Source organism: Pseudomonas sp. LBUM1663 (genome assembly GCF_059695905.1).
This window is the reverse complement of sequence record NZ_CP166792.1, coordinates 5,696,882-5,710,112: the sequence shown is the minus strand read 5'-3', so window position 1 is coordinate 5,710,112 and position 13,231 is coordinate 5,696,882. Positions and strand designations below refer to the sequence as shown.

Annotated in this window: 13 protein-coding genes; 9 read left to right on the top strand and 4 right to left on the bottom strand. The window is 59.6% G+C overall.

All coding sequences use genetic code 11. The features are described 5' to 3' along the window. The first annotated feature begins 115 nt into the window (after positions 1 to 115). Genes ACA075_RS26150 through thiO form a run of 7 tightly spaced genes read left to right on the top strand, consistent with a single transcriptional unit; the run spans position 116 to position 6,879 of the window. A complete protein-coding gene (locus tag ACA075_RS26150) occupies positions 116 to 589 on the top strand; it encodes a GspH/FimT family pseudopilin (RefSeq protein ID WP_497296176.1) in 474 nt (157 codons plus the stop codon). After that, complete coding sequence (gene pilV / locus ACA075_RS26145; RefSeq protein WP_497296175.1) at positions 586 to 1,035, top strand: type IV pilus modification protein PilV; 450 nt, start codon at positions 586 to 588, stop codon at positions 1,033 to 1,035. Before ACA075_RS26150 ends, pilV begins: the two co-directional genes overlap by 4 nt. After that, positions 1,032 to 1,745 carry a PilW family protein gene (locus tag ACA075_RS26140; protein ID WP_497296174.1) on the top strand — a complete coding sequence of 238 codons (714 nt, stop codon included), beginning with the start codon at positions 1,032 to 1,034 and terminating at the stop codon, positions 1,743 to 1,745. The genes pilV and ACA075_RS26140 overlap by 4 nt, the downstream gene beginning before the upstream one ends. Further along, positions 1,742 to 2,212, top strand: coding sequence for a pilus assembly PilX family protein (locus tag ACA075_RS26135; protein ID WP_200667037.1), 471 nt, complete (start codon positions 1,742 to 1,744; stop codon positions 2,210 to 2,212). The genes ACA075_RS26140 and ACA075_RS26135 overlap by 4 nt, the downstream gene beginning before the upstream one ends. Continuing rightward, positions 2,199 to 5,306, top strand: a complete 3,108-nt coding sequence (locus ACA075_RS26130) for a pilus assembly protein (protein ID WP_497296173.1) — start codon at positions 2,199 to 2,201, stop codon at positions 5,304 to 5,306. Before ACA075_RS26135 ends, ACA075_RS26130 begins: the two co-directional genes overlap by 14 nt. A 14-nt stretch (positions 5,307 to 5,320) precedes the next feature. Further along, entirely contained in the window at positions 5,321 to 5,722 is a 402-nt protein-coding gene (locus ACA075_RS26125) for a type IV pilin protein (RefSeq protein WP_497296172.1), read from the top strand. Positions 5,723 to 5,778: 56 nt separating this feature from the next. After that, complete coding sequence (gene thiO, locus ACA075_RS26120; RefSeq protein WP_497296171.1) at positions 5,779 to 6,879, top strand: glycine oxidase ThiO; 1,101 nt, start codon at positions 5,779 to 5,781, stop codon at positions 6,877 to 6,879. A 131-nt stretch (positions 6,880 to 7,010) separates the two neighbouring features. Here the strand turns inward: thiO and ACA075_RS26115 are convergent, their stop codons facing one another. The 4 genes from ACA075_RS26115 to ACA075_RS26100 all read right to left on the bottom strand — a co-directional run bounded on the left by ACA075_RS26115 (position 7,011) and on the right by ACA075_RS26100 (position 11,302). Then, complete coding sequence (locus ACA075_RS26115; RefSeq protein ID WP_497296170.1) at positions 7,011 to 8,351, bottom strand: sigma-54-dependent transcriptional regulator; 1,341 nt, start codon at positions 8,349 to 8,351, stop codon at positions 7,011 to 7,013. Positions 8,352 to 8,353: 2 nt separating this feature from the next. Further along, positions 8,354 to 9,943, bottom strand: coding sequence for a sensor histidine kinase (locus ACA075_RS26110; RefSeq protein ID WP_497299338.1), 1,590 nt, complete (start codon positions 9,941 to 9,943; stop codon positions 8,354 to 8,356). Next, positions 9,933 to 10,166, bottom strand: a complete 234-nt coding sequence (locus tag ACA075_RS26105) for a PP0621 family protein (protein ID WP_094470587.1) — start codon at positions 10,164 to 10,166, stop codon at positions 9,933 to 9,935. The genes ACA075_RS26110 and ACA075_RS26105 overlap by 11 nt, the downstream gene beginning before the upstream one ends. Before the next feature lie 113 nt (positions 10,167 to 10,279). Next, positions 10,280 to 11,302, bottom strand: coding sequence for an outer membrane protein assembly factor BamD (locus tag ACA075_RS26100; protein WP_219096095.1), 1,023 nt, complete (start codon positions 11,300 to 11,302; stop codon positions 10,280 to 10,282). A gap of 151 nt (positions 11,303 to 11,453) precedes the next feature. Between ACA075_RS26100 and rluD the strand changes: the two genes are divergently transcribed. Together rluD and pgeF are read left to right on the top strand one after the other, a co-directional pair. Next, positions 11,454 to 12,416 carry a 23S rRNA pseudouridine(1911/1915/1917) synthase RluD gene (rluD, locus tag ACA075_RS26095; protein WP_007942311.1) on the top strand — a complete coding sequence of 321 codons (963 nt, stop codon included), beginning with the start codon at positions 11,454 to 11,456 and terminating at the stop codon, positions 12,414 to 12,416. Continuing rightward, positions 12,413 to 13,138, top strand: a complete 726-nt coding sequence (gene pgeF / locus ACA075_RS26090; protein WP_497296169.1) for a peptidoglycan editing factor PgeF — start codon at positions 12,413 to 12,415, stop codon at positions 13,136 to 13,138. The genes rluD and pgeF overlap by 4 nt, the downstream gene beginning before the upstream one ends. Positions 13,139 to 13,231: the final 93 nt, after the last annotated feature.

Genomic DNA, 13,231 nt, shown 5'->3' with positions numbered 1-13,231 from the left:
GAGTGCTGCGGCCCGCGCAATCCGTGCGCGAGTAATGGCAAATCAACCGTACGCAGGTCGGTCGAATGTTCTAGCGTGTAGAAGCAGGTATAGCCGACGGCAACGGAGGGCACCGATGGATCATCGTACAAAAGGTTTCACGCTGATCGAGCTGCTGGTCTCGCTCGCGGTTTTTTTGATCCTGATCACCCTGGCCGTACCGGCGTTTACCCGGTCGGTGCAAGGCACCAAGGCCGACACCGAAATCGGCGACCTGCAACGCGGACTCAATTTCGCACGACTTGAGGCCATCGACCGGGGCGTCGCCACTCGGGTTCGGCCAACGGCTGGCGGCAGCGTCTGGACCGGAGAGCTGACGGTCTATGACGGTACTGGCAATTTGGCCAATGTATTGCGGGTTGTTCCAGCGATGAGCAGCGGCGCGACTCTGACGCTAACCTCAGGAGTGACCGCCATCGATTTCAACAATCTGGGCGGTCTGTCGGCGCCATCCACCCCCGTGGTGATCAGCTACGTATTGGGGGCGCAAAGCAGGACGCTGAATGTGTGTCTGAACGGACGAATTCTATTGGGTGGAAGTTGCGGATGAGGGAACGGAGCAAACATGCACAGGAGGGCATGACGCTGATCGAAGTGCTGGTCGCGTTGGTGATTCTGACCGTGGGGCTGTTGGGCGCGGCGGCGATTCAGCTCAATGCGCTGAAATACACCGACAGCTCGCGGATGACCAGTCAGGCGAGTTTTATTGCCTACGACATGATGGACCGTATCCGCGCCAACTCCGGGGCCGACTACAGCGTGACGCCACCGACCTCGGGCAACCTGAACGTCGCCCGCGATCAGGATCTCTACGATTTCACCACCAGCATCGTCAATTTCGGCGGCGCGACGGCCACCGGCACCGTTACGCTGAGCCAGCGGGTATACACCATCACCATCAACTGGGATGACTCGCGTGCCGCCAATACCGCCAATTCACGCCGCAGCTTTGTCTTGACCAGTCGCGCCGCTGTCGACCCAGTGGCAACGCCATGAGGCGGTCCAGCAGAGGTTTCGGGCTGATCGAGCTGTTGATCGCACTCGCGTTGAGTTTGATTGTGGTGCTGGGCGTGGCGCAGATCTTCATCGCCGCCAAGAACACCTACATCAGCCAGAACGCCGCCGCCGCCATGCAGGAAGATGCGCGTTTTGTGCTCAGCAAGATGATTCAGGAAATCCGCATGGTCGGCATGTTTGGCTGCCTGGGGACGATCACCGATTCAAGTACGGGGGGGAGCTTCGCTGTCAGTCAGATAACACCGATCAGCTGGGATAATGCCAACCTCAAATTGACCCTGGTGACCGCCGATGTGGGGGCGGGTGGCGGGGCGCCAGCCTGGACAGTGGTTTCCGATTGTCGAAACACGGCGACGGCGTATACGAATCCACCGGCTCTGACATCGGGGCAGTTGGCGTTTCCGATACGGCGGCTGATCTACAGCTTCAGCAATAACAAAATCATGATGGGCTCCGGTCCCGGCACACCGACCCAGTTCGTACTGGTCGATAACGTCAGTGCCTTCAGCGTACTCTTCGGCCTCGCCAATTCCGCCACTGATGTAGCCGCTTCCAGCTACAGCGCCAACCCGTCCGACCCCGCGCGAATTCGCAGCGTGCGCCTGACGATGACGCTCTACGACCCGAACAGTCGGGTTAAAAATCAAACCTTCACCGTGGTTGCCGCCTTGCGCAACAGGTTGCCATGAAGGAGGCCTCGATGACCTTTCATGCCCAGCGCGGGATGGCACTGCTGGTCAGCCTGGTGTTTCTGCTGTTGCTGACCTTGATCGGTCTTTCATCGATGCAGAACGCCACCCTGCAGGAAAAAATGGCCGGCAGCGTGAGCTTGCGCAACCAGTCGTTCCAGGGCGCCGAAGCGGCGTTACGCGTAGGTGAAAGCGCGGTGCAGCTGGACAGCTATTCATTGCCGGTCTGCAGTCAATGCGCGCCACCGTCGGACGCGTTGACGGTCACTGCCGCCGGCCCCGGTTCCACCCCCGGCGTGACTTGGATCGCCTCGGGCAAGGGCTTTTACGGTGTGCAGAATATCGGCACTACGGTCAACGCCGTGAATGTGCCGAGCAACACCTCGGCGACGCTTTACCGGGTGACCGCTGTCGGCATCGCGGGCAATTCGCGCAGCGTCGTGGAGAGTATTTATGCGAAGTATTGAAGGGCGCCGTAGCGTTTGGCAGCTGTTTTGCGGCGTTGTGCTGGGGCTTTACCTGTCCGCACCGGCGTATGCCTTCACACCGTCGGATTCACCGCTGTTAAGCGCGGCAGCCGTCGCTCCGAACGTCATGCTGCTGATCGACGATTCGGGGAGTATGAACAACATCATTTGGGCGCCTGGTTTCGATCCAACGGTAAACCGTGCGCAGATAGCGATTTGCAGTTCCAACTCATCCTGTTTAAGCGGCCAGAATCTGGACATGAGTGATAGCAATATTTTGTTGTCGAGTCTGAATCGCGGCGGTTGTTCGACGAACGGCAACTGGTACGGTTTCTATCGTGGTTTTTTGGGACTGTCATCGATCTGCTTGAAGCTGCCCGACCCGGTGGGCAACGAAAACACTCGTTATACGGCTGACTATCTGTCTTATCTGGTGGGCTTGGCCAATGGTTCGAGCAGGGATTTCACCAGTGGTACCGGGGCGATCCCCAATGAATTCCGAATGAACGTTGCGAAGGACGTTTCCACAGACCTTGTAACCAGTAATCGCGCACTGCGTATCGGGCTGGCGACGTTCAATCCGCCCACGAGCAGTAATTCCGGCCCCGGCGGATTAGTTGTCCGTGCTGTCAGTGATCTGTCTCCTGTCGGCAGCGTCACCCAAGGCCAGGCGCAAACCAACTTCGACAACCTGATTTCATCGATTGGTGGTTTGAATGCAATTGCCAATACCCCATTGGCGGAAACCTACTATGAAATAAATCGTTATTTTCGGGGGTTGGCGCCGTTCTATAACTCGACGCCTGCGACTTACACCAGCCCGATTCAATATCGCTGTCAGAAAAACTATGGTGTGGTAATTACCGATGGCTTGCCGACCTATGACCGGACTTTTCCGACTACCGATCCGCTGGGTGGCACTCGTCTGCCCAACTGGGATGGTGTGAATAACGATGGTGACAACCTGAGTGGTGACGGAGAGGGCGACACGCTGTATCTGGATGACATCGCCAAGTTTGCGTTTGACATCGATATGCGCTCCACAGGAACCGATCTGGCAGGCAAAAGCTGGAATGCTGCGGATTTTCCCAAGCAGAATATAAACACCTACACCGTGGGCTTTACCGCCGCGAACCAGATGTTGTCGGACGCGGCCGATTACGGGCAGGGCAAGTACTATCAGGCGACCGACAGCGCAGGGCTCAACAGTGCATTGTCCTCGGCGCTGAGCGATATCACCTCAAAGGCCGGTTCCGGTGGCGGCGGCGTCGCCAGCGGCACCACCCTGGCCAGCAATTCGAGTTACTTTCAGACCAGTTATGACCCCAAGGACTGGCGCGGCACGATCAAATCCTTTGGCTTCACATCGGCGGGTATCGTGAATACCGCTGCGACACTATGGACCACCGACACCACGATCGTCCCGGGTGCCACAGCGCCGACTTACCAGTCCTGGAACACCCTGACCAACGCCGCCGTCACCCTCGCTTTTGCCAGTTTCTCCCCGGCGCAGCAGACCTCTCTCAGTCAAAGCCTGCCCACCGGCATCACCGGCAGCGATCTGGTGGAGTGGAGCAAAGGCACCAACAAAACCGGGCTCAAGGTGCGCAGCGTGTTGCTCGGCGACATTGTCAATTCGCCCCTTGTACTGGCGTCACCCACGGACAAAACCGCCTCCGATCTGGTGGGCGACACCACTTACAGCACCTACTTGACCACCAAAGCCGCCACCATGAGTACCAGCCTGGTGGTGAATGCCAACGACGGGTTTGTGAATGTCATCAACTCGGCCAATGGCGTCCGGCGTTATGCCTACATGCCTTCAAGTGTGTTGCCATCACTGCGCTACATCGCCGATCCGACCTACATCAACGGTGTGAGCCACAAGTTTCTGGTCGATGGTCAGGTCGGGGTGTTCGATGCCCAATCCAGCAGCGCCTGGAAAACCCTGGCCATTGGCGGAACCGGGGCCGGCGGCAGGACTTTTTATGCGTTGCAGCTGTTCGATGCGTCAGCGGGTAACGTGACCAAGGCGTTGTGGGAGATCAGTGCGCCGGCCACCGCCAGCACGGCGAACGTTTTCAATGACCTGGGTTATGCCTATGCTCGACCGGAAGTGGCACGCTTGGCCGACGGTCGCTGGGCTGCGTTCATCTCCAACGGGTATGGCAGCAACACCGGGGTGGCGGCGTTGTATGTGGTGGACATTCGTGACGGCTCGTTGATCAAGAAAATCGTGGTCGACAGCACCGACACCAGCAATGGCCTGTCGTCGGTGAAGCTCAGGGTCAACTCGCAGAATGTGGTGCAGGCCGCCTATGGTGGCGACTTGAAAGGGCGGTTATGGAAGTTCGATTTGAGCGCTACCGCCCCCGACACCTGGGGTGTGGCATTCTCCGGCAAGCCGCTGTTTACCACGGCGGGTGGCGCCACCCAGCCCATTACTGTGCAGCCGTTGCTGGCGGACAATTCACTGGGCGGCAAGGAAGTGTTTTTCGGCACCGGCAAATTCAACGAGACTACCGACAAGACCAACAAGGATTTGCAGGCGTTCTACGCCGTGTGGGATGCGGAGGGCGGGTCGGGCCAGATCACCGTGTCCAGTTTGCAGGCTCAAGCGGTGACGGGTGTGTTCTCGGGCAGCACCGGGCAATTCATCACCACCAGCCAGAACGACGTGACCTATCCGGGGGAGAAGGGCTGGTACCTGCCGCTGGTGTACAACAGCGTGCTGACGGGGGAGCGGGTGATCAATCAGGCCAGCCTGGTGCTGGGGCGAATCGTCTTTACCACGGCGAGTGTGGACACCACCGACCCGTGTGCCAGTTTCGGCACCGGCAAACTGGTCGAACTGGATGCGTTCAGCGGTAAGATGCTCAACTATGCGGTGCTCGACACCAACAACGATGGGACGGTCGACAGCACGGACACGGTGTCCAGCGGAGTGATTTTCACCGGTGGCATCCCGACCCTGAACGCCATCGTCAACGGCGCGACCCGCAAGGTCGCGAGCGATTCCAGTGGCGGCATCAACACCCTGGCGGAAAAATCCGGCGGTGGCAGCCGTCGCATCATGTGGCGACAAATACAGTAAGTGAGAGTTAAGGAATGCGCAGATCCAACCGAGGTTTCACCCTGATCGAAATCATGATCGTGATTGCGATCATCGGGATCGTCATGACCATTGCCGCCCCGAGCCTCACAGAGTATGTGAAAAAGGGTCGCCGCACCGAAGTGGCCGGGTTGCTCTCCGAGCAGGCGCAGATTCTTGAGCGGTTCTACTCGAAGAACAATGTCTACACCGCAGCCACTGGACTGAGCGCCGGCAATGACTTCTACACCATCATTCCGACCCTGACCGACCAGACCTTCCTGCTGACGGCAACGCGCAAGACCGGCACTGCGATGGCGACCGACAAGTGCGGGGATTTCACCCTCACCAACACCGGCGTCAGAAGCATGGTCAATGCGACGTCCGGGCTCGTCACCAAAGATTGCTGGGGTCGCTGAGTTCCTTTTTCGGGCGCCTGTTTGCGCCTCTGTCTATTTATCGGTTGGATCAGAACATGAGCAGGCAACAGCAAGTGGTGATTGTCGGCGGCGGCGTGATTGGGCTGCTGACGGCGTTCAATCTCGCGTCCGAAGTGCAAAGTGTTGTGTTGCTGGATCGTTCGAACGTCGGTCAGGAGTCGTCATGGGCCGGTGGCGGGATTGTTTCGCCGCTCTATCCGTGGCGCTACAGCCCGGCAGTCACCGCGTTGGCGCATTGGTCCCAGGATTTTTATCCACAGCTCGGTGAGCGACTGTTCGCAGCGACCGGGGTTGATCCGCAAGTGCACACTACCGGCCTGTACTGGCTGGATCTGGATGACGAGGCCGAGGCGCTGGCCTGGGCCGAACGGGAAAACCGTCCGCTGCGGGCTGTGGATATCTCGGCGGCACACGATGCCGTACCGGTGCTGGGCGCCGGGTTTTCCCGGGCGATCTATATGGCCGATGTGGCCAACGTGCGTAATCCGCGGCTGGTGAAGTCCCTCAAGGCTGCATTGCTGGCGCTGCCGAACGTGACAATTCGTGAGCAGTGCGAAGTCAGCGGGTTTATTCGTGAAGGCGATAGAGTCGTCGGTGTGCAGACCTCGACGGGCGTTATCCACGGCGATCAGGTGGTCCTGACGGCTGGCGCCTGGAGTGGTGACTTGCTCAAGAGTCTGGACCTTGAGTTGCCGGTCGAGCCGGTCAAAGGGCAGATGATCCTGTACAAATGCGCGGCGGACTTCCTGCCGAGCATGGTGCTGGCCAAAGGACGTTACGCGATCCCCCGGCGCGACGGGCACATTCTGATTGGCAGTACGCTGGAGCACGAAGGCTACGACAAGACGCCGACCGACTCGGCGCTGGAGAGTCTGAAAGCATCGGCGGTGGAGCTGATTCCTGCGCTGGCGGATGCCGAAGTGGTGGGGCATTGGGCCGGATTGCGACCGGGGTCGCCGGAGGGGATTCCCTATATTGGCCGAGTGCCAGGGTTCGAGGGGCTTTGGCTCAATTGCGGGCATTACCGTAATGGGCTGGTGCTGGCGCCGGCATCGTGTCAGTTGTTTGTGGATGTGATGTTGGGCAGGGCGCCGATTATTGATCCTGCGCCGTATGCGCCGACCGGGCGGATCTGACAGCAAGATTTTTTATTGCCTGCCAGATCGCTTTCGCGGGTAAGCCTCGCTCCTACAGGTTTGAGTCGATCAGTATATTTGTGAACGACGCAGATCCGCTGTAGGAGCGAGGCTTGCCCGCGAAGGGGCCCTCAATCCAGACCCAATTTCTTGAGCCGATAACGCATCGACCTGAATGAAAGATTCAACCGCTGAGCCGCCGCCGTGCGATTCCACCGGGTTTCCTCCAGTGCCTGGAGGATGAGTTTGCGTTCGACGTTTTCCAGATAGTCTTCCAGGTTGTCGATCTGCGTCAGGTCCGGCGCGCCGTTCTCTGCCGTGCAGTTGCCTTCGGCCAGTCGCAGGTCGCTGGCTTCGATCTGTTTGTTCTCGCACAGGGTGTAAGCCCGTTCCAGTACGTTCTCCAGCTCCCGCACGTTGCCCGGAAAGCGGTAGCTTTTCAGTGCGTCCAAGGCGAGCGGATGGAGTTTTGCGGCGGGTTGACCGCTACCGGCCGCCAGGCGCTTGAGCACATGGCTGGCCAGCGGTTCGATGTCGTCGCGGCGCTCGCGCAAAGGCGGAACGCGTAGTTCGATCACGTTCAACCGATAGTACAAATCCTGGCGAAAGCGTTCGGCGGTGACTTCGGCATCGAGGTCTTTGTGGGTGGCGCAAAGGATGCGGACATCGACCACCATTTCTTGCTGACCACCGACACTGCGAATGGCTTTCTCCTGAATGGCCCGGAGCAGTTTGACCTGCATCGCCAAGGGCAGATCGGCGACTTCGTCGAGAAACAGTGTGCCGCCGTGGGCGGCCTGGAATAGCCCGGGCTTGTCTTCGATGGCGCCGGTGAAACTGCCTTTGCGATGACCGAAGAATTCGCTTTCCATCAACTCCGACGGAATCGCCCCGCAGTTGACCGGAACGAAGGGTTGACTGGCCCGCGGGCCCTGCTCGTGAATAAGACGGGCGACCAACTCCTTGCCGCTGCCGGATTCGCCGCTGATGTACACCGGCGCCTGGCTGCGGGCGAGTTTGTCGATTTGTTTGCGCAGGCTGCGCATGGGCAGTGAATCGCCCAGCAGTCGGCGATCGATGGCCGTACTGGCGCCACCCGGTGCCGGCAAGCGCAGGGCACTGGTGACCAGTTCGCGCAGGCGCGTAAGGTCAACCGGCTTGGTCAGGAAGTCGAAAGCCCCTGCCTTGAGGGCGTTGATCGCCGTTTCAAGGCTGCCGTAAGCGGTGATCATCGCCACCGGCACGTGTGGGTAACGCTGCTGGATGTACTGCACCAACTCAAGGCCGGTGCCGTCGGGCAGGCGCATGTCGGTCAGGCACAGGTCGAATGACTCCCGCGTCAGCAAGGCCTGGGCTTCGCCAAGGTTGCGGGCACTGTAGGTATCGAGTTTCATCCGTCCCAGGGTGATTTCCAGGAGTTCGCGGATATCCGGTTCGTCGTCGACGATCAGGACTTTTGGCCGTGGGCTCATGTTCAACTTTGTTTCCGTCCGTGAGCAAAAGTGATGCGAAAGCAGCCGCCGCCTTGGCGTGGTTTGAAGTCTAGGCGGGCCTGGTTGCTTTCGCACAGCTCACGGGACAGATAAAGCCCCAGGCCTGTGCCCTGGCTACTGGTGGTGAAGAACGGTTCGAACAAATGCGTCTGTTGGTCCGGCGCCACGCCGGGGCCGTTGTCCCGGACTTCGAGCGTCGGCAACTGGCTGTCGGGCTCGACAAACAACTCGAGCCAGACCTGCGCCAAGTCGTGATTCAGGGCGCTATGGCGCCAGGCATTGCGCAACAGATTGTCGAGAATCTGGGTCAGCTGATTCGGGTCCATCAGGGTTTTGAAGTCGCCCGGGCCGATGTGCAGGTGAATCAATTGGCGATCGGTCGTGCCTTCACGGGTTTCGGCGACGAAGTGCTCCAGCCACGGCTTCAGATCAAGCCGCTGCGATACGGTTTGCTGGCGGCGGGACAGTTGCAGGACGTTTTCGATAACCCGATTCATTCGCTGAGAGTGGTCTTGAATAATCTGCGTCAGACGCCGATCCGCGCCGTTCAGTTCCTTGGATTCCTGCAATAGCTGCGCGGCATGACTAACGGCGCCCAGTGGATTGCGGATTTCATGGGCGATACCGGCCGTCAGGCGACCGAGTGCGGCAAGTTTCAGTTGCTGCGCTTGTTGGGCGATCTGGGCAAGGTCCTCGAGAAACACCAGGGTATGGTGGTTCGGGCTTTGGTCCAGGGCAATGAAGCTGGGTTGCAGTTCCAGGCCACTGCTGGCGATTTTCAGGCTTTGCGGTCGCAGCGATGGATTGTTGAACCACAGCTGAAGGCGTTCGACCAGTGTCGGAGAATAGTCGTCGATCAATTGACCATCGAGGTCGTTTTGCCCCAGCAGGATCAAGGCGCTGTGATTGGCCAGTTGCACCCGTCGCTGGTCGTCCAGCACCAGGATGCCCGTGCGCATGCGGTGCAGGATCAACGCGTTGAGCGCTTCCAGGCCAACCACTTCACTGGCCCGTTGTTCGGCGAGGTGCTCGCTGACTTCCAGTCGCCTGATCAGACCTTGCACCAGCAACGCGGCGGCAAAACACAGCGCGCCGAGGGTGCCGACTTGCAGGTACTCGCCGGGACTGATCGGGTGACTGAAGCTCAGGAGGAGGCCAAGGCCGACGATGCCAAGGGCGGCGACCGCCGCGATCAACAAGCCGATACGTCCGCGCAACAGGGTGTTGCTGATGGCCACCGAGACAATGAGCAGGTTGCCGATGGCGCTGGCCACGCCGCCCGCGGCATAGAACAGGCCGCACAGCAGCAGGACATCGACCAATGCGAGGCTGAAAAGCTGTGAAGGCCGTCGGGTGTTCTCCCAAAAGACCACCAGCAGGATGTTCAGCACCAGGTACAACCAACTGCCACTGCGCAGCAGGTCGTCCTGGGCGAAGGCCAGCAACTGGCTGTCCATGTTGCTGGAAATCAACAGCACCAGAGTGATGCCGACGCTTAAACGGTAGAGATGATAAAGGCGCAGCAGTCGCTGGGCCTGTTTGCCGCCGGGACTGGACGTCTCAGCGACCACTTGGGCCCGGGCCTTGCTCAAGGTGAGCCTGGCTGCAATACCATTGTTGTTGAAGGCTCAGCGCGCGATCGCGGGGCAGGTGTACGCCGCAATGCGCGCAGCGGACCATTGGCGCGGCATCCAGCTCGGCGGATGACCTGGGCGCGGAAGTCGAAGCCTTGAACTTGCGCCAGAACCATACCGCAGCGGCAATCAGGGCGATCCAGAACAGTAAACGAAGCATGGTGAGCTGCTTTATTGGCTAATGAGCAGGCAGTTTAGCCAAGGACCAGACCTGCGCACAGCGCAATAAAAAAGGGAGACTCAAGAGTCTCCCTTTTTGCATAACCCGATGTGTCAGTCGAACACACCGAAGGTCATGTAGCTGAACCACGAGCGGTCTTCGTTGTTGCCTTGCGCTTCGTGTTCCTCTTCTTCGATCACGTCGCCATCTGCATCTTTAGGCTTCAGATCGTTCGGAATCGCGTCCTTGGCATCCTGGAACTGCTTCTGCACGTCCTGGTTGGCGCGGGTTTCGCCCGGCGGCAGCGGCGGACGGGATTCGATCAGGCCCAGGGTGGCCTTGCTCAGCCAGGAACGGTTGTCGGCTTCGTCGACCGAAGGCTTGAACTGACCGTCTACCAGGCTTGGATGGTTCGGGTAGTTGAGCTTCAGGGTTTCGAGACTGGTGGCTGCCAGGTCGTCCAGGTGCAGACGTTGGTAGGCTTCAGTCATCACCGCCAGGCCGTCACCGACCGACGGGGTTTCCTGGAAGTTTTCCACTACGTAACGGCCACGGTTCGCAGCGGCGACATAGGCCTGACGGGTCAGGTAGTAGTCGGCAACGTGAATCTCGTAGGCCGCCAACAGGTTGCGCAGGTAGATCATGCGCTGCTTGGCGTCCGGCGAGTAGCGGCTGTTCGGGAAACGGCTGGTCAGCTGGGCGAACTCGTTGTACGAGTCGCGGGCAGCACCCGGGTCACGCTTGGTCATGTCCAGCGGCAGGAAACGCGATAACAGGCCGACGTCCTGGTCGAAGGAGGTCAGGCCTTTGAGGTAATACGCGTAATCCACGTTCGGATGCTGTGGGTGCAAACGAATGAAACGCTCGGCAGCAGACTTCGCAGCCTCAGGCTCAGTGTTCTTGTAGTTGGCGTAGATCAGCTCGAGTTGAGCCTGATCGGCGTAGCGCCCGAACGGATAACGCGACTCCAGCGCCTTCAGCTTGGCTGTGGCGGCGGTGTAGCTATTGTTGTCCAGGTCGGTCTGAGCCTGCTGGTACAGCTCGACTTCGCTAAGGTTTTCGTCTACGACTTCCTTCGATGAGCAAGCAGCGGTCAATGCGAGGATGGCGATCAGCAGCAGGTGTTTCACTTGCATGGCGGCTTGCGTCCCTATGACGGCCGCTGTCTTGGGCGGGGCCGTCCTGTTATGATGAGCGCCCCGTTGATAAGCCTCGGGGCAAAAGACGCCGTATTTAACCACAAGCGCGCAGCCGAAACCAAAGGCTGTGCCGACGCCTAGTCTGAGCATGTCCGATAAAATTGAACTTCGCGCAGAGGTGCCGTCCGAATTGGGCGGCCAACGCCTCGATCAAGTCGCCGCACAATTATTCGCTGAGCACTCGCGCTCGCGCCTTTCCGCCTGGATCAAAGACGGCCGCCTGACTGTGGATGGGGCGGTTATCCGCCCGCGAGACATCGTTCATGGTGGCGCCATTCTTGAACTGACTGCCGAGCAGGAAGCTCAGGGCGAATGGATCGCTCAAGACATCGAGCTGGACATCGTCTATGAAGACGACGACATCCTGGTGATCAACAAACCCGCGGGTCTGGTGGTGCATCCTGCCGCCGGTCACGCGGATGGCACCTTGCTCAACGCCTTGCTGCACCACGTGCCGGACATTATCAATGTGCCCCGCGCTGGTATCGTGCATCGCCTGGACAAGGACACCACCGGTCTGATGGTGGTGGCCAAGACCATTCAGGCGCAGACACAGCTTGTCACGCAATTGCAGAGCCGCAGCGTAAGCCGGATCTACGAATGCATCGTGATCGGTGTGGTGACGGCCGGCGGCAAGATCAATGCGCCGATCGGTCGTCACGGCCAGCAACGCCAGCGCATGGCCGTGATGGAAGGGGGCAAGCAAGCCGTCAGCCATTACCGCGTGCTCGAGCGTTTCCGCTCCCACACGCACGTGCGGGTGAAGCTGGAAACCGGTCGTACACACCAGATTCGCGTGCACATGGCTCACATCAACTATCCGTTGGTCGGAGACCCTGCCTATGGTGGTCGCTTCCGCATTCCACCGGCCGCCAGTGTGACCATGGTCGAATCGTTGAAGGCGTTCCCGCGTCAGGCGCTGCATGCGCGGTTCCTGGAGCTGGATCACCCGACCACCGGTAAACGCATGAGCTGGGAATCGCCACTGCCGGACGATTTCGTCTGGTTGCTGACCCTGCTTAAGCAAGACCGTGAGGCGTTCATCGGATGAGTGACTGGCTGATTCCCGACTGGCCTGCGCCTGCCGGGGTGAAAGCCTGTGTGACCACCCGTGCGGGCGGCGTCAGTCTGGCGCCGTTCGACAGCCTCAACCTCGGCGATCACGTCGAGGACAGCCCCGAAGCGGTTGCCGAAAACCGCCGTCGCCTCACCGATCATTTCTCTATTCAGCCGGCCTGGTTAAAGCAGGTTCACGGCATTGTCGTGGCTCATGCTGATCCAGGCCTCGTGGCCACTGCCGACGCAAGTTGGACCGCAACACCTGGCATTGCCTGCACGGCAATGACCGCTGATTGCCTGCCAGCCTTGTTTTGCGACCGTGCGGGCACTCGCGTAGCGGCGGCCCATGCCGGTTGGCGTGGATTGGCGTCGGGTGTGCTCGAAGCCACCCTCGATAGTCTCGAAGTGCCACCAGAAGACGTGCTGGTCTGGCTGGGCCCGGCCATTGGCCCGCAAGCCTTTGAAGTCGGCCCGGAAGTACAAGAAACCTTCGTCGAGCAATTGCCCGAAGCCGCCAAAGCTTTCGTGCCGAGCCAAAATGCTGGCAAGTTCATGGCTGACATTTACGAGCTGGCGCGCCTGCGTCTGGCCGTTCGTGGTGTCACCGCTGTTTATGGCGGCGGTTTCTGCACCGTCACCGATCCTCGCTTCTTTTCCTACCGCCGCAACCCACGCACCGGTCGGTTTGCCTCCCTTGTCTGGCTCGAAGACTAAGCTTTCCTGATCTACATCAACTGTACGACGCTTGAATCTCCCAGAATCGACCACATCTAGTGAGGTATCTGGCAGGTTTCTTCATTCAGGATG